This window comes from Bradyrhizobium sp. B120 (assembly GCF_049075665.1).
In the GTDB taxonomy this organism is placed as follows: Bacteria; Pseudomonadota; Alphaproteobacteria; order Rhizobiales; family Xanthobacteraceae; genus Bradyrhizobium.
The window spans coordinates 6292921-6308972 of record NZ_CP185242.1 but is presented as its reverse complement, the minus strand read 5'-3'; the positions used below and the strand labels follow the sequence as shown (position 1 = coordinate 6308972).

At 60.7% G+C, this 16052-nt stretch carries 19 protein-coding genes; 11 read left to right on the top strand and 8 right to left on the bottom strand.

The window, feature by feature from the left end:
• The first annotated feature begins 22 nt into the window (after positions 1 to 22).
• Complete coding sequence (locus ACOIX3_RS29370) at positions 23 to 148, top strand: hypothetical protein (RefSeq protein WP_420965457.1); 126 nt, start codon at positions 23 to 25, stop codon at positions 146 to 148.
• 26 nt (positions 149 to 174) lie between these two features.
• Here ACOIX3_RS29370 and ACOIX3_RS29365 read toward each other — a convergent pair whose 3' ends face one another.
• Positions 175 to 453, bottom strand: coding sequence for a hypothetical protein (locus ACOIX3_RS29365; protein WP_420965455.1), 279 nt, complete (start codon positions 451 to 453; stop codon positions 175 to 177).
• A gap of 1394 nt (positions 454 to 1847) precedes the next feature.
• On the opposite strand from ACOIX3_RS29365, the gene ACOIX3_RS29360 reads away from it, so the two are divergent.
• Entirely contained in the window at positions 1848 to 2195 is a 348-nt protein-coding gene (locus tag ACOIX3_RS29360) for a transposase (protein WP_420965454.1), read from the top strand.
• Positions 2192 to 2497: an IS66 family insertion sequence element accessory protein TnpB gene (tnpB, locus tag ACOIX3_RS29355; RefSeq protein WP_420965453.1), complete on the top strand. Its 306-nt coding sequence runs from the start codon at positions 2192 to 2194 to the stop codon at positions 2495 to 2497. Before ACOIX3_RS29360 ends, tnpB (ACOIX3_RS29355) begins: the two co-directional genes overlap by 4 nt.
• Here tnpB (ACOIX3_RS29355) and ACOIX3_RS29350 read toward each other — a convergent pair.
• Together ACOIX3_RS29350 and ACOIX3_RS29345 are read right to left on the bottom strand one after the other, a co-directional pair.
• Positions 2485 to 4575, bottom strand: a complete 2091-nt coding sequence (locus tag ACOIX3_RS29350) for a recombinase family protein (RefSeq protein WP_420965451.1) — start codon at positions 4573 to 4575, stop codon at positions 2485 to 2487. The two genes, tnpB (ACOIX3_RS29355) and ACOIX3_RS29350, sit on opposite strands and share 13 nt — an antisense overlap.
• Positions 4572 to 4901, bottom strand: a complete 330-nt coding sequence (locus ACOIX3_RS29345) for a hypothetical protein (RefSeq protein ID WP_035696893.1) — start codon at positions 4899 to 4901, stop codon at positions 4572 to 4574. The genes ACOIX3_RS29350 and ACOIX3_RS29345 overlap by 4 nt, the downstream gene beginning before the upstream one ends.
• A 173-nt stretch (positions 4902 to 5074) precedes the next feature.
• Here ACOIX3_RS29345 and tnpC (ACOIX3_RS29340) point away from each other — a divergent pair, with 173 nt between their 5' ends.
• The 8 genes from tnpC (ACOIX3_RS29340) (at position 5075) to tnpC (ACOIX3_RS29305) (ending at position 11873) form a co-directional block, all read left to right on the top strand.
• Complete coding sequence (gene tnpC, locus ACOIX3_RS29340; protein WP_420971820.1) at positions 5075 to 6634, top strand: IS66 family transposase; 1560 nt, start codon at positions 5075 to 5077, stop codon at positions 6632 to 6634.
• A gap of 29 nt (positions 6635 to 6663) precedes the next feature.
• On the top strand, positions 6664 to 7236 hold the full coding sequence (locus ACOIX3_RS29335) for a YecA family protein (RefSeq protein WP_420965450.1): 573 nt from the start codon (positions 6664 to 6666) through the stop codon (positions 7234 to 7236).
• Positions 7237 to 7771: 535 nt separating this feature from the next.
• Complete coding sequence (locus ACOIX3_RS29330; RefSeq protein ID WP_420965449.1) at positions 7772 to 8014, top strand: hypothetical protein; 243 nt, start codon at positions 7772 to 7774, stop codon at positions 8012 to 8014.
• Between the two features lie 123 nt (positions 8015 to 8137).
• A complete protein-coding gene (locus ACOIX3_RS29325) occupies positions 8138 to 8296 on the top strand; it encodes a winged helix-turn-helix transcriptional regulator (protein WP_420965448.1) in 159 nt (52 codons plus the stop codon).
• Between the two features lie 342 nt (positions 8297 to 8638).
• Entirely contained in the window at positions 8639 to 8815 is a 177-nt protein-coding gene (locus ACOIX3_RS29320; protein ID WP_420965446.1) for a hypothetical protein, read from the top strand.
• A gap of 626 nt (positions 8816 to 9441) precedes the next feature.
• Positions 9442 to 9915 carry an IS66-like element accessory protein TnpA gene (gene tnpA / locus ACOIX3_RS29315; protein WP_253576817.1) on the top strand — a complete coding sequence of 158 codons (474 nt, stop codon included), beginning with the start codon at positions 9442 to 9444 and terminating at the stop codon, positions 9913 to 9915.
• The gene (gene tnpB, locus ACOIX3_RS29310) at positions 9896 to 10249 is read left to right on the top strand and encodes an IS66 family insertion sequence element accessory protein TnpB (RefSeq protein WP_229179435.1); all 354 of its coding nucleotides are present in this window, start codon (positions 9896 to 9898) and stop codon (positions 10247 to 10249) included. Before tnpA ends, tnpB (ACOIX3_RS29310) begins: the two co-directional genes overlap by 20 nt.
• 52 nt (positions 10250 to 10301) lie before the next feature.
• Positions 10302 to 11873: an IS66 family transposase gene (gene tnpC / locus ACOIX3_RS29305; protein ID WP_420965445.1), complete on the top strand. Its 1572-nt coding sequence runs from the start codon at positions 10302 to 10304 to the stop codon at positions 11871 to 11873.
• 477 nt (positions 11874 to 12350) lie between these two features.
• Here the strand turns inward: tnpC (ACOIX3_RS29305) and ACOIX3_RS29300 are convergent, their stop codons facing one another.
• From ACOIX3_RS29300 to ACOIX3_RS29280, 5 genes are all read right to left on the bottom strand, one after another.
• On the bottom strand, positions 12351 to 12614 hold the full coding sequence (locus ACOIX3_RS29300; RefSeq protein ID WP_420965444.1) for a hypothetical protein: 264 nt from the start codon (positions 12612 to 12614) through the stop codon (positions 12351 to 12353).
• A 657-nt stretch (positions 12615 to 13271) separates the two neighbouring features.
• Positions 13272 to 13568, bottom strand: coding sequence for a hypothetical protein (locus ACOIX3_RS29295; protein WP_420965442.1), 297 nt, complete (start codon positions 13566 to 13568; stop codon positions 13272 to 13274).
• 206 nt (positions 13569 to 13774) lie between these two features.
• A complete protein-coding gene (locus tag ACOIX3_RS29290) occupies positions 13775 to 14005 on the bottom strand; it encodes a hypothetical protein (protein ID WP_420965441.1) in 231 nt (76 codons plus the stop codon).
• A gap of 549 nt (positions 14006 to 14554) precedes the next feature.
• Positions 14555 to 15121, bottom strand: a complete 567-nt coding sequence (locus ACOIX3_RS29285; protein WP_420965440.1) for an HU family DNA-binding protein — start codon at positions 15119 to 15121, stop codon at positions 14555 to 14557.
• Positions 15122 to 15179: 58 nt separating this feature from the next.
• Positions 15180 to 15509 carry a hypothetical protein gene (locus ACOIX3_RS29280; protein ID WP_420965439.1) on the bottom strand — a complete coding sequence of 110 codons (330 nt, stop codon included), beginning with the start codon at positions 15507 to 15509 and terminating at the stop codon, positions 15180 to 15182.
• Positions 15510 to 16052: the final 543 nt, after the last annotated feature.

The following is a 16052-nucleotide window of genomic DNA, read 5'->3' as shown; positions in this document are numbered from 1 at the left end:
GCATCGATTGGGAGCGGCGGACATGATCTGGGATGTGGAGCAGGCCCACGGCTTTGAACACCAAGGAGTGGGCGATGTGGTAAAAGTCTCAGAGGCCTTCTCGGAGGAAGCCGCCGCGCAACTGGCCGACCTGGAGAATCCGCGATAAGTGGCTGAGCCACCCCTCCCCCAAATTCAGAATGATCGGTCGATCCGCCCGGAATCGGGCGTCAAGCAGCACCAAGTCCAATCGGAGAGACTGGAGCCGCACGTTGAACCGATGAAGGGGAGCTTACGCGATCTGAGGATCTCGGCCACCGGTGCACTTAATCTTCCGTCAAGATTTATGTCCAAGACGGCAAAATCGAACTCGGTGCGGTTCGCCAGTTCAATTGCCTGTTCGAGATAGCCCGCCTCGGCGGCGACGGTGTGACCAAGCACCTCGAGCATTTCTGCAAGCATCATCCTGATCATCGTCTCGTCTTCAACGAGACGGAATAGGCTGGTCCTGGTCCTGTCATGGTGGTGCCTGCTATTTCAGCTCGTAGTACCACGGGGACCCGTCCGGGACGGTCTTCTTGACCGTCGGCAGGCAAAACTCAAATCGCACGCTGGCCCAGAAAGCGAGTCAGTTATCGTCTACGATAATGCTGGCCGCTCCAAGCGCCTCAGCCCGCCTCTTGACGGCCTCGCAGGCAGCCGTATATGTCATCGGGGTAGCTGTACGGAACGCGTGGACGCTGGTGTTGCACACAATCCGGAACGCCCAATAGCGGCGTCTCCCATGGGTTGTACCCCGTACATCTTCTCATAGTCACGGGTATCTATCGGGATGCTCATACACAACAGCTCAGGGGATTAGGGCTCAACGCTGCCGGCTTAAAATACACACCGGCAGCGTTGGCTCTAGCCCCAGGATGTAAAGTGCAAAATCCTGACGAGTAGAATACTGCGGAGGCGCGCAATCGTTTCTTACCTCTGAGGGGGTAGCTCGCTGATCGTTGTTCGTAGGAACGAATGGATCCAGCGGGAGTCGGCTTTCCAGCTCCCGGTCGCTTCCTTCAGCCCTGGGAGTAGCGATCCCCGGCGCTGTGACCTGTCGTCCAGCGCTGGGGCGCTGGTTTTATTCTGTTTGAGAGGCCGGCCGCAGGTCTAACGATGCAGCCAAAAATCAAAGAGCATATCTGCCCAGTCTGCAAGGGAACGGGTTTCCCGCCGGTCGAGAAGCCGGCACAGCAAGGCCGCAAAATCTATCCGGTCAAATGCAGTGCCTGCGATGGCAAGGGTAAGATCACCGACCTTTACTGAGGCGGGGGATAAAACAGGCTAGCACCGTCATCGGCTGGACCGTCATGAAAACCTGGATGCCGGCTAACCGTCCTTGGCACGTTTTGTGCCTTCCCAAATGGTAAAGAGAGGGGCGGATATTATGATCGCTGAGCACTTTGGGTCTGGGCTGCGCTATTGGGCGTTGTCACCGTCCTCGCCTTTCAAAGGCGCGGGTAGCGCGTCCACAGCCCACGGCGCGGATGTAAACGCGCCATGCCGATCACGGCTTCGGCACAACACCGGCCCGGTCAAATAATGATCGTCTGGTCGAGCGCATAAAGCAGCAGTGGAACGGCAAGGTCTGCGCGGCGTTCGACTCAAATGACCGAACCATTACCCCAACTAGTCGAAAACTCGCTCCAAATCGCTTGGGACTTCCTTGAGGGAGTGGGCGAGATCGACGACCCTGAGAAAACCGCAGAATTTCTCCTTCGTAACCGGCATGAGGCACCCACCTCGCCATCGCTTATCGTCGCGTCGAGTTGATCACCGGGGAGCGCCGGCGGCGACGATGGACGGGCGAGGAGAAGGCCCGGATCGTGGCGGAGAGCTTTGAGGCGGAGGCAAACATCTCCGAGGTGGCGCGGCGCAATGGCGTTTCCCGCGGGCTGCTCACGGTGTGGCGACGCCAGGTTACGGCGGCGGTTGCCGGCAAGGCGCCGAACTTCGTGCCGATCCAAATTGATGCCGAGAGCAGTGGCGGGACAGCTGGCGAGTCTGAGCGTGTTTCGCCGGCACAGATGGCGTCTTTGGAGATCGTCGCGCCGCCGGCCAAGCCCTGCGGGGCGGTCGAGATCGAGTTGAATGGGGCGCGCATCCGCGTCGAGCCAGGCGTGGAGCTGGCGACGCTTGCGACGGTGCTGGCGGCGCTTCGGGGCATACGGTGATTGCGTTACGGTCCGACCTCAAGGTGGTGCTGGCGGCCCAGCCGGTCGATTTCCGCAAGTCGGTGCACACGCTGTCGGCGCTGGTGAGCGAAGCACTGCGCGCAAACCCGTATTGCGGCGACGTCTTCGTGTTCCGCAGCAAGCGCATGGACAGAGTGAAGCTTCTGGCGTGGGACGGCAGCGGTATGGTGCTGGTGACGAAGTGGTTGCACGAAGGACGCTTCACCTGGCCGCCGATCCGCGACGGCGTTGTGCATCTCAGTGCGACGCAGCTCGCGATGCTGCTCGATTACGCATGTTGATGCCCCTCCTCGTGAGGCTCAGTGATTCTGAGATCGAGCTGATCGAGTTCATGATTGCGTAGTTTTCGAACAGCCTCAATCACGCGCGACGTGTTGGAGAACAGATGTGCGCCGGAAGGATGACGATCGATCAAAAGGCGCCCTTGCCTGATCTGGACGTAGAGCCAGTTCACGGGAATGTTCAATACGCCTGCAAGTTGCTGTGCGCTGAGCAAGTCGGTTGAATGCCGCCATCGTGTACGTTGCTCGGTAAGCCCCTTGAGGCCGGCGTGCAAGCGAATGCGCTGAACGGTGATCGGCAGCACCTTGTCGGGGCAATTTGGTGACCGGTGTCCTTCGCTCGTCAACTTGGCAGCGATCTCGTCGTCGTGCATCTTGGCGCGGGCGAGCTCAAGCACGCGTTCTCGCATCTCCGCGCCTTGGGTAAGATCGGCTACTGAGTTGACGCGCATCTTTACCTCGATGTCGGTGACGGCTCCGCCGCGCCAGACGATCCTCATTCTGACGACGTCGTGCTCGCCGCGGTCGAGGATCACCTTGTCAATAAGACAGCGCAGCAGCGCCTTGCGTTTCGCGTCGGTCGTGCCCGGGTCCGTCCAGATCTCAGGCAGACGGCCGGAGAGGCGGACGACTTTGTCGTTCAGCACCTTGTTGCCGACGGTGATCTGAGCGATAGCCTGGGGAGACTTCAAACGGGCCAGGGCCTCCTCTGCCACTGGGACCTCCTTCAGAGCCACCTCCCAACGGCACTCGAGTTCGGCGGCGACAAGCCGGTTGTCAGGATCGACGCGGTTGAACTGACGTTCGGCGAGCGCTGCTTCATAGCGCCGGCGTTCGAGCTGCTGCTCGGCACCGCTCTGCATTGCTTTGTACGCCTGTTGCTGAGCGCGACGAGCGCACGACAATGCGTCGATCTCGGCCGGCGCCAGCGCTGTGAGGAACGCTTGCGCCACGGCGGCGTCGACGCGGCGAGCACGGATGTATTGACATGCCGGCAGCCCTTGATGCGAATGCAAGTGATTGCAGACGTACTCGGCTCCCCCCTTGTAGCGAGCGTACATCTTGTGACCGCATCTTCCGCACCATGCGATGCCTTGCAGCAGTAGTTCGCCCTCACGTGGAGCACCCCTGGTCTTGTTGCGCATGTATTCTGCTCGGTTGTCGCTGACGATGCCCCTGATCTTCTCGTAGCTTTGCCAGGCGATATAGGGAGGATAGCGGTCCTTGACGATGATCCGCCATTGCTCGATCGGCTTTGGCACCTTCGTCGGCAATCTTCCGTCCGACGGTCGGCGCAGTCGTGTCCGTCCGTAGACGAAGGCGCCCGCATAGGCAGGATTCTTCAGAATCGCTGCGACCGCGGATGTCGTCGCCCGCGCCCAATGCAGATCGCCGTGACGATCGCGGCGCGGCAGCTCCAGACCACGGTCGTTGAACTCACGCATGACCTTGGCAATGGTGCGCACTTTTAGGAAGGTCTCGAACAACAGCTCGAGCCGTTCCTGCACCTCCAGATTCGGGTCCTTGACGACGACGCCAGACGGATCGCGGACAAGGCCGATCGGTAAGGTGAGCGCAAGCTCACCGCGCTCCGCCTTGGCAAGAAGACCAGCCGTCAATCGACTACGTATCGTATGGAGCTCGAGCTCCGATATCGTTCCCTTTAGGCCAAGCAGCAGTCGACCATTCGCGCTGCCAGGGTCATAGACGCCGTCACGGTCGGCGATGAGGCAGCCGTGCAGCCCGCAGATATCGAGCAGCGGATACCAATCCGAGCAATTGCGGGCGAGGCGCGTCACGTCGATCGACAGGATCAGACCAACCTCTTTGAGCCCAACACGTCCGACCAACTCCTTGAAGCCGCTGCGCTGAGCCGCCGACGCTCCACTGATGCCGAGATCAGCGTCGATGACGTCGATGCCAGCTTCGGGCCAGCCGAGCTCGATGGCGCGTTGGCGAAGCGCGTATTGCAATCGCAGACTCTCTTGGTTGGTCACCACCTGATGGGTCGTCGATTGCCGGATGTACACGACCGCCCGTCGCGCCAGGTGTATCGGTTTGATCAGCTCGGATTTCATGACTTGCCTCCGCCAGCACCGCGGCGACCTCGCTGACGATTTGGCGCTGCAGTGTCGTTGACAGCGTGGCCCAAAGGTCTTTTGGATCGATCGGCATCGTGTTCGAGCTGCTCAACCAGAGAGGTCAGATCGTGTAGTGCCTCGACGCTCAGCTTCGTTCGATTCTCCATCGACATCCGTGGTTCGGTCGCCGCGACCGGAATCAAAAGGCTGGCACCGTCTCGATATTCGACCTCGTACGAAAGCGGGAAGCCCCCGCCACGATGAACCGAGCGGCGAATGACGCGGAACGTGCGGCCGAACAGCGGATGCGTCGGTTCGAACACTGTAACTTCGATGGCAGGTGATTCGTCAGACTCCCCAGAGGGGATATTTCGATGTGCCCTCGCTCGACGGGCTTGAGTGGACGCGTGTCTCACCCAAGCCTGTGAAGCAGCCGGCCGTTGTCGGCTGAGAGGATTTCGCTGGAGCCTGTGGCGCGCGGATGTATCGTCTGCTCATGGCGATTCGCCCCGAGGCTCTCCCGACCGATCCGTCAGCTCTGACCGAGATGGTGCTGGCGCTTGACGCCGAGAACGAGAAGCTGCGTGTGGCGATGCGGACGCTCAAGGAGATGATCTTTGGGAAGCGCTCGGAGCGACTTGCGGTGCTCGTGGACGAGCAACTCGCTCTTAAGCTGGGCGATCTCGAGACCGACGCCACGTTGCCTGTGCAGGCCAACGACGATGCGCCTGCGGCGAAGCCGCCCGGCAAGCTGCGCAAGAAGGTGCGCCGCAACATCGGCGCACTCCCAAAGCACCTGCCGCGCTGCGAGCAGGTGCTGGAGCCGGAGGCGACGGCCTGCCCGTGCTGCCAGGGTCAGCTCCACAAGATCGGCGAGGACGTCAGCGAGGTGCTGGACATCATCCCGGCGATCCTGCGGGTGCTACGCACGATCCGTCCCAAATATGGCTGCCGCAGCTGCACCGATGGTGTGGTCCAGGAGAAGGCGTTGCCGCGCCTGATCGAGAGCGGCATGGCCTCGACCGCACTCGTGAGCCACGTGGTGGTCTCGAAGTTCGCCTGGTATCTGCCGCTGTACCGACAGGTGCAAATCCTGGCTGGTCAGGGCATCCATCTCGACCGGGCGACGCTGGCCGGCTGGGTGAAGCGTGCAGCCTGGTGGCTCAAGAGCCTCTATGAGCTCCAGCTGCGCACGATCCAGGCCTCGCCGCGCGTGTTCTGCGATGAGACGCCAATGCCGGTGCTCGATCCCGGACGACATCGCACCCGCATCTGCCAGTTCTGGGCACATGCCATGGATGACCGGCCATGGGGCGGCCCCGCGCCGCCGGCGGTTGCCTACGTGTTCGCTGACGGCCGCGGCACGGAGGAGATCGCCGAACAACTGAAGGGCTTCTCCGGCATTCTACAGGTGGATGGTTATGCTGCCTACAAGGCGCTTGCCCGCGGTCATGGCGGCGCGATCCAGCTTGCTTTTTGTCTCGCCCATGCCCGCCGCAAATTCGTCGAGGTCTACAAGACGACCCAGTCGCCATTCGCGCGTGAGGTGATCGAACGCCTGCAGGCGGTCTATGCTATCGAGGCGGAGATCCGCGGCATTAGTGCCGAGCAGCGGCTTGCCGTCCGGCGCACCAGGAGCGCACCGCTGATGGCGGCGCTCAAGGCGCGACTGACCGAGATGGTCGACCAGCTCTTCTCGCAGTCGAAGTTGGCGGAGGCGATCAACTATGCACTCAATCACTGGGATGGGTTGACGCTGTTTCTTCGCGACGGCCGCGTCGAGGTCGACAGCAATACGGTCGAGCGTTCCATGCGCCCGATTGCCATGGGAAGGCGCAACTCATTGTTCAGCGGCAGCGAAGGCGGTGCCGAGAGCTGGGCGATCCTGGCGTCGATCGTGAACACGGCAAAACTCCATGAGCTCGATCCGCAGGCCTATCTAACTGACGTGCTGGAACGCATCGTGTCCGGGCGAACCAAGAGCCATCAGCTCCACGAGCTGCTGGCCTGGAACTGGAAGGCGGCGCGCCAGCACATCGCACAGGCTGCAGCATGAGCCCACGTCGCCCTAAAGCTTCATCGTCGATGGCTGCCGCCGCGATGCCGCTTGCGGAGCTCGAGCAATGGCTCCAGGCTCGCGTCGATCAGCATCCTGCCGCCACCAGTCTCCCCATGCTCGACGGCTACGTTGCCGCGATCGTGGCCGGACCGGTGTCGATAAACCCACTCGACTGGATCTGCCCGCTGCTCGCCATCGATGCCGATGCTTTCAACCACGGCGGCACCCCGGAGTTCGCCGCGATCTCCGCCGTCGCGCTGCGCTATAACGAGATCAGCCAGATCCTTTCGACTACGCCTCGCCAGTTCGAGCCGATGCACCGGCGCAAAGCCAATGGTGGCGTCGATCCGCGACCCTGGTGTCAGGGATTCTACGCCGCGATGCGGCTCAGGCTGTTGGCGTGGGCGCCAATGCTGGACGCCAGCAACGTCAAACACGGCCTGCTTCTGCCGATCCTGCTGCACTGTCGCGACGATCAGGGTCGTCCGCTGCTCGGACCGCCTCGAAACGGCCGCGAGACCCGGCGCGCCTACGCCGATATTCCAGCGGCTGTCGAGGCCTTGCGCCAATACTGGATGCCGATCCGCTACGCCCGCTGATCACCGCAAACGTGGGAGCTCATTCCGGTTACTCTCCTTCTGAGTATCAAGTCTCAGATGCTGCGGGGTGAGAGCCGCGCTCTTGTGCTGTCAAACCGCGCTATCGACAGTTTTCGCCGCAGGCCCCAGCTCGTCGTATAATCAATCGCAATTGCCCGATCTGTCACGGCCTGGCGAGAACCATCCCGTCTCACTCAGAGCCTTGGCGGTGTCGTCCGGCAACGTCGTCGCCAAGGCTCTCACGCCTATCAATTGGGCGTGAATTTGGCCGAAACGGAACGAGGTTTCGGGGGTCTCCGTGCAACTACGGAGACCGCAACAGGGGCTTGCAGTACATTCGTATTTCATCGGCGAGCCGACGTTTTGTGTGTCGCACTCGCAACATCACAATTGTTCCCTGAGTGCAACCAGCTTTTCGACTCCACAACGTCGCCGAGCCAGCGCTTGATAAGACGCGGCCCGGGAAGGATTTTGCCTCCAAGAAATCTTCAATCCGGAGCCGGGAGAGACCACTGTCCAGCGCCAGGGGTCTCTCGTGGGCCTCATTGAAATCATAACTGATTTTGGCAATTGGTTGTGGGGACAAAAAATGATTGAAGGACTCAAGCCCTATGTAGCATTCGGCGTTGATCCAGCAGGCGTCGCGCGTGCAACCTACGAATTCTTTTGCAGCGATGATGAAGAGGCGAAGCGCCAAGCTGAACGCTATCTGGACTCGCATGACATCATTGAGTTGTGGATCGACTACAAGCGGATCGCTCGCCTGAAGCGCAGCTAGCTGTTCACTCTTTAAGACTCGAGGGAACAAATTAGGACAAACCGGAAAATCTCGGACAGACGTCCAAATCCGAATCTGCAATTATCGCCGGCATTTCAGTACGGAACAATTCCGGAGGGCGCAATGCCAGCCTGGTCAGCTGAGGAAGAGCAGCGGTTATTGCAGTTGATCCGAGAGGGGCGACTGACGCAGCGCGAGATCGCGCAGAAGATCGGCCGCACTGAGGCTGCGCTAAGTGCGCGGCTGACGATCATCAGGAAGCGGATCGCCACGGATGCATAGAGGAGCCTTCAAGATCAGAGGGGCGCCAAAGTGGCCGCCCTGTCCGGCTTGCGGGAAGGGAATGGCGACCATGAAGCACAACGCCGATGGCGATGGACGCGAATGGTGCCTGTTTGAGTGCTTTAACTGCGGCCATATCGAAAACTCGGAGCCTAAAAAGATCGGCCAATAGGCTCGTTGCTCACTAGCTGGGGAGGCGCGATGCCTCCCGCTACAAGGCCACCGTTCTCCAACCTGGCACTGATCGCAAGCTACCCTGAAGAAGGCCCGACAGGCCGATACAGGTTCGCTTGCGGTGCTCAGAGCTTCAACCGCCGAACTAGACGGACTGGAGTTGGCGCTGTGAAAGACTATCTCGCTTCACTTGAAAAACTTCGCCGGGACGCGGCTGAGGCTGCCCTGATCCGCGATCTTGCGACGCATGGAGCCAAGCGCGAACTGTACGACAAGCTGTACAAGCACTTCACCTGTCTGGCTGATGAAGTCGAGCGAGCCGCAAACCTTAAAGCAGCAGAGTAAGGCCCGCCTCAGGTTGGCGGCCTTTTTCATTGGGGCGGCCTGCGGTGAGCTAGGACACCTTTTGGAGTAATCCGCTAGCGCGGTACCGATTGCCACTTTTTCCCGATATCGTGAATGGGCGCTTCTCCGGAAAGGGGCGCCCCACGAAGCGGCCCCGGTGCGCTCCCCAAGCCCTGCCGGGGCCGTTTCGATTCAACGCGGGTCATGGACAAACAACCGATACCCATCGGTGAACAGATCATCACCATTGTCTTGCTCGTGATCTTCGCGCTCGTGATTTGGTACGGAGCCATGATCTGAGACTGGCGCCTTTTTATTCACGGGGCCGTCACCGAGAAGATGGAATAGGGCCATGCGCGTCATCTGGGTTGTCGCAGCAACTATGCCCGGTATCATGCAGATGCGGTCCATTCGTGCCGCTGAGGCGCTGTCACGCGCGTCGACATTCAAAGTCTAACTCGGCCCTAGCTTGTATCCCCTCGCTGGGGCCGCTTCTTTTTGGAGTGAGCCCTGTCTAGCAGCGTCAAGTATAGGCATCACCAGTGTAAGCGCGAATTTCTCGGCACCTTTTGCTTTTGAATGCTCTGATGCATGAGGTGTCCACCAAAATAGGTGGACACCTTGTGATGGCAGCGGATGATCAGAAACTGCGGGTCAGGCTTGTTGGCCGGAACGGTCGCCGGCGCTACGAGGCGGCATCGAAAGAGCGTCTTGTCACGGCCTGCCTTGAGCCTGGGGTTTCGGTATCGAGGCTTGCACTCGAACATGGGGTCAACGCGAACCTCCTTCGGAAGTGGATCAAGAAGCACACCGCGACCAGGTCGCTGCCGCCGTCCTCACGCCCGGCGTTCATCCCGGTTCAGCTTGAGGGGTCCGCCGATCGAGCCCAGTCGCGGCAAGACAGCGTGGCGACGGTGGATTTGCCGGCGACTTGCGATGAGGTGCGTGGTTCGGAACCCAAAGGGACTCCAGCTTTTTGTTCTCCGGCCAAAGTGAGCGTGTCGCTGCCGAACGGCGTGAAGCTCGCGCTGGAATGCGGCGATGTGGATGCATTGACGGCGATCATCGGAGCACTGGGCCATGTTCAGACTGGGCGGTGACCTGCAGGTCTATCTGCACCGTGAGCCGATCGACTTCCGGGCTGGCATCAACAGCCTTGCGGTCCTGGTCCAGGAGACGATGGCGCTCGATCCATTCACTCCGGCGGTTTTTGCGTTCTGCAATCGCCGTTGCGACCGGATGAAGTTGCTGTTCTTCGACCGGTCCGGCTTTGTGCTGGTCCTGAAGCGGCTGACCGAAGACAAGTTCCGATGGCCGCGCCGCCAGGAGGCGGTCGTCCGGCTTACGACCGAGCAATTGCACTGGATCCTTGACGGCATCGATATCGACGCGATGGTCCGCCATCCGGTGCGGCAATATCAGGTTGCCGGCTGAGCTCTCGAGTTGAGCGGTTGACGCGTCGGCACGGTTCAGATTCAAGAATCCGATGAATCGAACCGGCGATCCGAGTGTTGAAGTGCTGTTGGCGCGCATTGCCGCGCTGCAGGCGGAGAACCTTCAGCTCGCCGACCGCGTCGTCAAACTCGAGGAAGAACTGGCGCTGGCACGCCTGCATCGTTTTGCGCCACGCAGCGAAAAGCACGTCGATCGTCTCTTCAATGAAGCCGAGCAGGCCGCCGATGAGGATGACGCCGGCAGTGAAACGAACAATATCGCCGAACTTCCGGACACGGGCTTGCCACCCGTCGAAAACACAACGGGAAAGAAGCGCGGCCGCAGGCCGCTGCCGGCGAACCTGCCGCGTGAGCGCGTCGAGTATGACCTGCCCGACGATCAGAAGGCGTGTCCTTGCTGCCGTGGCCAGATGCATCGCATGGGCGAGGCTGTCACCGAGCAACTTCATATCGAGGTGAAGGCGAAGGTTTTACAGAACGTACGCTTCAAATATGGGTGCCGCCATTGCGATCGCACCGGGATCAACGCCCCTGTCGTGACCGCGCCGATGCCGACGCAGCCGCTGCCGGGCAGCGTTGCCACGGCCTCAACGCTGGCGTTCGCGCTTGTTCATAAATATGTCGATGGCACGCCGCTCTACCGCCTGGCGCAGGCCTTCGAACGCGCCGGCGTTCCGGTCAGCCGCGGCGCTTTGGGTCGCTGGGTGATCGGCTCGAGCGAGAAACATCTCTCCCGCATCTATGACGCCCTGAAGCTGCGGCTCAGATCGCAGCCTCTCATCCATGGCGACGAGACGACGGTTCAGGTCCTCAAGGAGAAGGACAAAAAGGCCACCAGCACATCGTATATGTGGGCTTATCGCAGCGGCAAGGGCAGTCACGAGCCCATCGTTCTTCTGGATTATCAGCCGGGCCGCGGCCAAATCCACCCGCAGGCCTTCCTCGGCGATTACCGCGGCATCGTGATGAGTGACGGCTATACCGCATGGCGCACGCTGGAACGGGCCACCCACATCGGCTGCATGGCCCACTCCCGGCGGCGCTTTGTCGATGCCCTCAGGGCGAGGAAGAAGGGCGGCGGTCCGCCCGAGCAGGCGCTGCGGTTCTTCGACCAGCTCTACCGGGTTGAAAGGCAGGCGCGGGACGGAATACCGGAGAAGGGTGAAACACAGGCCGACTGCATTCGCCGCTTCCGCCAGCAACATAGTGTCCCCATCCTCAATGCTCTCAAGGTATGGCTCGATGACATGGCCCCGAAGGTCTTGCCTGACAGCAAACTCGGCGACGCCGTATCCTACACCCGAAACCAATGGGAATATCTGACGCGCTACACCGGGGACGGCAGCATGCCGATCGACAACAATCTTCTGGAGCGCGACATCAGGGTTTTTGCAACTGGCAGGAAGAGTTGGTTGTTCAGCGATACCGTGGACGGAGCCAAGGCCAGTGCCGTCGTCTACAGCCTGATGCTGACCTGCCGCGCCTCACGTGTCGAGCCGTTAGCGTGGTTGCGCCACGTCCTCACCGAATTGCCTCGGCGCGCCGGCGACGCCGATATTGCCGACCTGCTGCCCTTCAACTTCCACAAAGCCGCCACTGCCTGAACGGCCCGGTATCGCCCGATACTAGGGCAATCCATCAAACCGCCGGCGTCAACGTGCGGGGAAAATCGCGCTTACTCACCAGTTCAAAGAATCGCTCAACGTCGGAGTGGCTTCTTAGATCGGCGGCCTAGATGGTCGACGAGAACCCAAACTACCCCGATCACGACAGCAGCGACTGCTATTGCATCGATGATCAAAAGCACTGGTATTTGGCGCAAGAATTTTTACCCCTAATGAAAAAGGCCGCAGTGCGCAGGTGCACTGCGGCCTGTCCGGGAAAATTGCCTGTCAGTGCAATGATAATACTTCCAGCCCCGGTTGAGATCGAAGCTGCCTCACGGATTTTGAGGAGTGGAGTCTAAACTGCTGTTCCAGTAGACGGAACATCACGCGTGTTGCTGGGCGGTGACAGGAAATCCACGAGGCGATCGACAGCCTTTCTGCGCGGACAGTCGAAGTTGTCCCCGGCGGCATCGGTCAGCCAGAGACGCCCTTGGCGAAGTTGATCACCTCGCCCCAGTCGAGCCGCGTGTCGACCCAGCCGACCTTGCCGCACGCGGTGCACTTGAGTTGAGCCGAGATGTCGTACCAATCCCGCTCGGGTAGGTCGGCAAGCTTCAGCCTGCCATTGTGGTGGTCGCAGGCGACGCAAAACACCAATACGGTTTTGAAGCCAGCGTTGCGATCGACGGGACCGGACCAATAGCGGAGGAAGTGAGCGGGTTTGCGGCGCCAAGGCATGCGCCGATAATCGCGCCGATCGCGTGCGGAGAGAAGCCGCTAGCAATCGCGGTGATGACGGCTTGCTCACCCAGAGATTGGTCAAGGCGCGGAATTAAGGGCCGTCACGCGGCGGCGTCGACGGTCGCAATGACATCGCGCATGTCGCAGGCTAGTTGGCGATAGTGCGCTCCGAGGCGCAGGTATAGTGCTCGCTTGCTTCCGTCCGCCTCCCGGCTAGCGATCAAGTCGCACTCCGTGGCGAGACTCTCAAATCGTTCCAGCTTGGCCAGCAATGGAGTCATGGGCAAATTTCCCTGAACGCGTACTGAGGGACCAACCACGCTACTATTTGGATTAGTTCTTGGTGAACATCGTTATTGGGCAGAATTGTTTTTGTTGGCGGATCGACTGCCCGATCTCAATCCGCCGGCGGCTCAGCTGGCATTTTGCGCCTGCTCTCTCGTGGCCGGGAGCCAAGAAGATCCGGGAGCGGTGACACTTGGGGACGCGGCTCGGGACTTGGCTCAGTGGCTGGTTCGTCTTGGACTTTAGCCGGATGGCTGCGGCCGATCACGAGGCCAATCAGGCCGGACACTACCAGCACGGCTCCTGCGATGATGAGCCAGTGCGGTAATTCCAGCCATCCCATCGCGGTCCGGATCATATCCGCCCACTTCATTTTCGGTTTCGGTCGCGACGCACCTTCTGAAATTCCTCAGGCCCTTTGATGAGCTTGCGCTTGCGGCTCGCTTGATCGTCTGGGCTGGCCGTAGGGTCGGTCACTTTGTCGATTGCTTTACTCGCCAGTTCGCGGGCGCGCTGCTTTGGGTCTTCGCGGCCTTGCTGGTCTTCGCGCTCACCGAGCAGTGGCTTGGTCGGCACGGTCAATCCGAGCTCGACCAGCCGGCGGATGGCCTCTGAGCGGCCCGGTACATCAACCTGATGTGCGGCCCAAGCCTCAATTCTCTTCATCACGTCGTCCGAAAGACGGATCGTCCTCACGGGATCAGTGCCGGTTGCGGGACGTCCAGCGCCCGGACGCCTTCCGCCCTTTGATTTCTGTATTGTCTTTTCCATGATTTCACAATACACTTTTCAAGCTTGAAAACCAAGCGGCCCGCCGACGCGGTTCGAAGCACGTCGACAGGCCTGGCCCAAACTATGAGGTAAGTCATGGCTCAGGTTGATTCTACAATAGCACAGCGGTGCCTGGCGCTGCGGCGTCCGCTGGCGCGCTCTACTTCAAGTCCGACGTTTCCCCTGAAGATCTGTTCGTGACCATAGGGCGCCTCCGCAAAGAAGCACGGGACGAAATCGACAAGCTTGTCCGGTTTCTCGACAAGACCGACGACTACGTCAGCCGCGAGCTCGAGGACGACGGCGAAGATGAGCCTAGCTTCGGCTGCCAAGAAGCATTCCCCGGCATGGGCCGAGGTGGCGGAGGCGACGATCGCGAGCCCGATCTGGGTAGCTTCGACAGGATGACGAACCAGGAACGGCTAACCGACAATTCCGCCTCGATGAGGAGACGGTTGAAGTCGATGCCGAACTCGACCACGCCGATCGCGAGCCGAGCTTGGCGGCTACCGAGACCCACGTCACCTTGCCATACCCGGGCCTCGACCTCATGGGCGGCCGTCAATACCGAGACCACGATGGGAGCCAGGAGGGCTGGGCGTGGTCCGGGTCCGACGACCGCGAGCAGGACGACGACAACGGCATAGGGGACCAGGATGGCTTGCTCGAGCAGGTTGGCGGTTGGATTGGCGGGGGTATGGCATGAAATACGTCACCCGAAGGCATGGCCTGCAGATCATCGCCGGTGCTGCTGCAGCGGCTCCCGCTTCGGCCACAACTCCCGCGTTGGCTAATCCCGATGCCGAACTGATTGGGCTAGGGCGCCAGTTTGTCGAAATATCGCGGCTCCGCGATGCGGCCAGCGAGGAGACTCTCCGGCTTTACGAGATCGGTGCTGACAACGCCGAGGCGGAAGACGCGTTTGAGGATGCCATGGACCACTGCGAGCGATCTTCGCGCGCCTGATCACGATGCCTCCCACGACTATCGAAGGAATGCGGGCGGTAGCCTCGGCGGTGCTCCACTTCGAATGGGACGGCACCAACGTTGAGTTCACCGAAGGCTGCGTTGAAGGTGTGGCCCTCGGCGTTCTGGTCGCCGGCTTGCTCGATAAGCCGCTTCCGGAATTGCCCGACTGGGCGAGCAACCGCATGGATCTGATCGGAAAGGGCTGATCCAAGAAAATACGCCGCCGGTCTCAAAAATACACGCCCGGCGGCGTTTTCTTCCCGAACCGGGACACTGAAATTCCCAGTACAGCTTGGATTGCAGGGCCTGTGCCACCAGCCTATGACGTCGGTGCCGAAGCCCGGCACATTGGTTTCACCGTCGCCCGCTGCTGCATCGGCGATAGACTTAAAGACACCGTCCACGATGGCCTTGGCTTGCGCCTTTGGCAGATTGTACGCCTTGGCGATCTCGTCGGCGATTTCAGCGGCAGTGGTCATGGTGTGGCGTTCCTCGGGGGATGTCGGTTGCAATCGGCTGCGCGCAGCCTCGGCGCTCTCAGCATAGAGGAGCGCGCATCGCAGCCACGTCAAGACCGCGATTGGCTGCATTCTTCTTGGTGATGGCCGGAGCGAGCTCGTCATAATTAGCGAGGCTCTTTTGTAGCGCGCGCTTGGCATCGGCGAGTTCGATCTCAACGGCCAACCCAAAATGTCTTGCAGTGGCGGACTTTCGAACTCCCTGAAAACGAAAAACCCCGGCTTGAAAGCCGGGGCCCCGTGATGCCACGGCGTACATCCGGCCGCGACGATCAGCCGACAGATTGCATTTGGTTCTTGAAGAAAATATGACTTCGCGGCCGTCGCTTTTGAATGTCGCGCCAATCAATCGCGATCACACACTGTTCCATCCGCGCGTTCACCCTTCTCCGGTATAAGATATCCGTGTCACAAAGGGAATTCGTGAGGTACGTCGGGCCCGCCACCGAAGCCGGTACGGCGTCATGTACGAATCGTCCAGATGGCGATGCCTTCGCCGACCTCGTACACAATATCTGCTGCCGTCCCCACGATTGCCGTCAGCACCACGGCGTTCATCCGCTTCACGGGCATGACCGCACCCGAGCCAACAGGGCAGATCTTGCCGGGAGCTGCTAGCGTCACACCGGAAGGGCCTGGACTGGATCAGGCACCCAGAGTGCTCGCGGTCTTCGTCTTTGAAGCTGGACCGAGGGTGGCCTAAGCGTCGAGGCTCGACCGATCATCGCAGAGAGGCAGGTTCGTGGCGGTCATTGTGAGGGCATCGACCAAACGGCGGCGGCTCACAGACACGGCCGACGACCCTCGTGAGCGGAGCATGTGGCCGAGGCGGTGATCGCGGAAGCGGAAATTTGCGCCTGTCAGGACCGAGAGCCGATCACCACTGAATTCG

What these genes read in the sequence shown, in the direction of transcription:
- ACOIX3_RS29325 (WP_420965448.1), top strand. Translation starts at nt 8,138, where the DNA reads ATGCCAGCCTGGTCAGCTGAGGAAGAGCAGCGGTTATTGCAGTTGATC.
- tnpB (WP_229179435.1), top strand. Translation starts at nt 9,896, where the DNA reads ATGTTCAGACTGGGCGGTGACCTGCAGGTCTATCTGCACCGTGAGCCG.
- tnpA (WP_253576817.1), top strand. Translation starts at nt 9,442, where the DNA reads ATGGCAGCGGATGATCAGAAACTGCGGGTCAGGCTTGTTGGCCGGAAC.
- ACOIX3_RS29350 (WP_420965451.1), bottom strand. Translation starts at nt 4,575, where the DNA reads ATGAAATCCGAGCTGATCAAACCGATACACCTGGCGCGACGGGCGGTC.
- ACOIX3_RS29335 (WP_420965450.1), top strand. Translation starts at nt 6,664, where the DNA reads ATGGCTGCCGCCGCGATGCCGCTTGCGGAGCTCGAGCAATGGCTCCAG.
- ACOIX3_RS29300 (WP_420965444.1), bottom strand. Translation starts at nt 12,614, where the DNA reads ATGCCTTGGCGCCGCAAACCCGCTCACTTCCTCCGCTATTGGTCCGGT.
- tnpC (WP_420965445.1), top strand. Translation starts at nt 10,302, where the DNA reads ATGAATCGAACCGGCGATCCGAGTGTTGAAGTGCTGTTGGCGCGCATT.
- ACOIX3_RS29370 (WP_420965457.1), top strand. Translation starts at nt 23, where the DNA reads ATGATCTGGGATGTGGAGCAGGCCCACGGCTTTGAACACCAAGGAGTG.
- ACOIX3_RS29285 (WP_420965440.1), bottom strand. Translation starts at nt 15,121, where the DNA reads ATGACCACTGCCGCTGAAATCGCCGACGAGATCGCCAAGGCGTACAAT.
- ACOIX3_RS29365 (WP_420965455.1), bottom strand. Translation starts at nt 453, where the DNA reads ATGATCAGGATGATGCTTGCAGAAATGCTCGAGGTGCTTGGTCACACC.
- tnpC (WP_420971820.1), top strand. Translation starts at nt 5,075, where the DNA reads ATGGCGATTCGCCCCGAGGCTCTCCCGACCGATCCGTCAGCTCTGACC.
- ACOIX3_RS29295 (WP_420965442.1), bottom strand. Translation starts at nt 13,568, where the DNA reads ATGAAGAGAATTGAGGCTTGGGCCGCACATCAGGTTGATGTACCGGGC.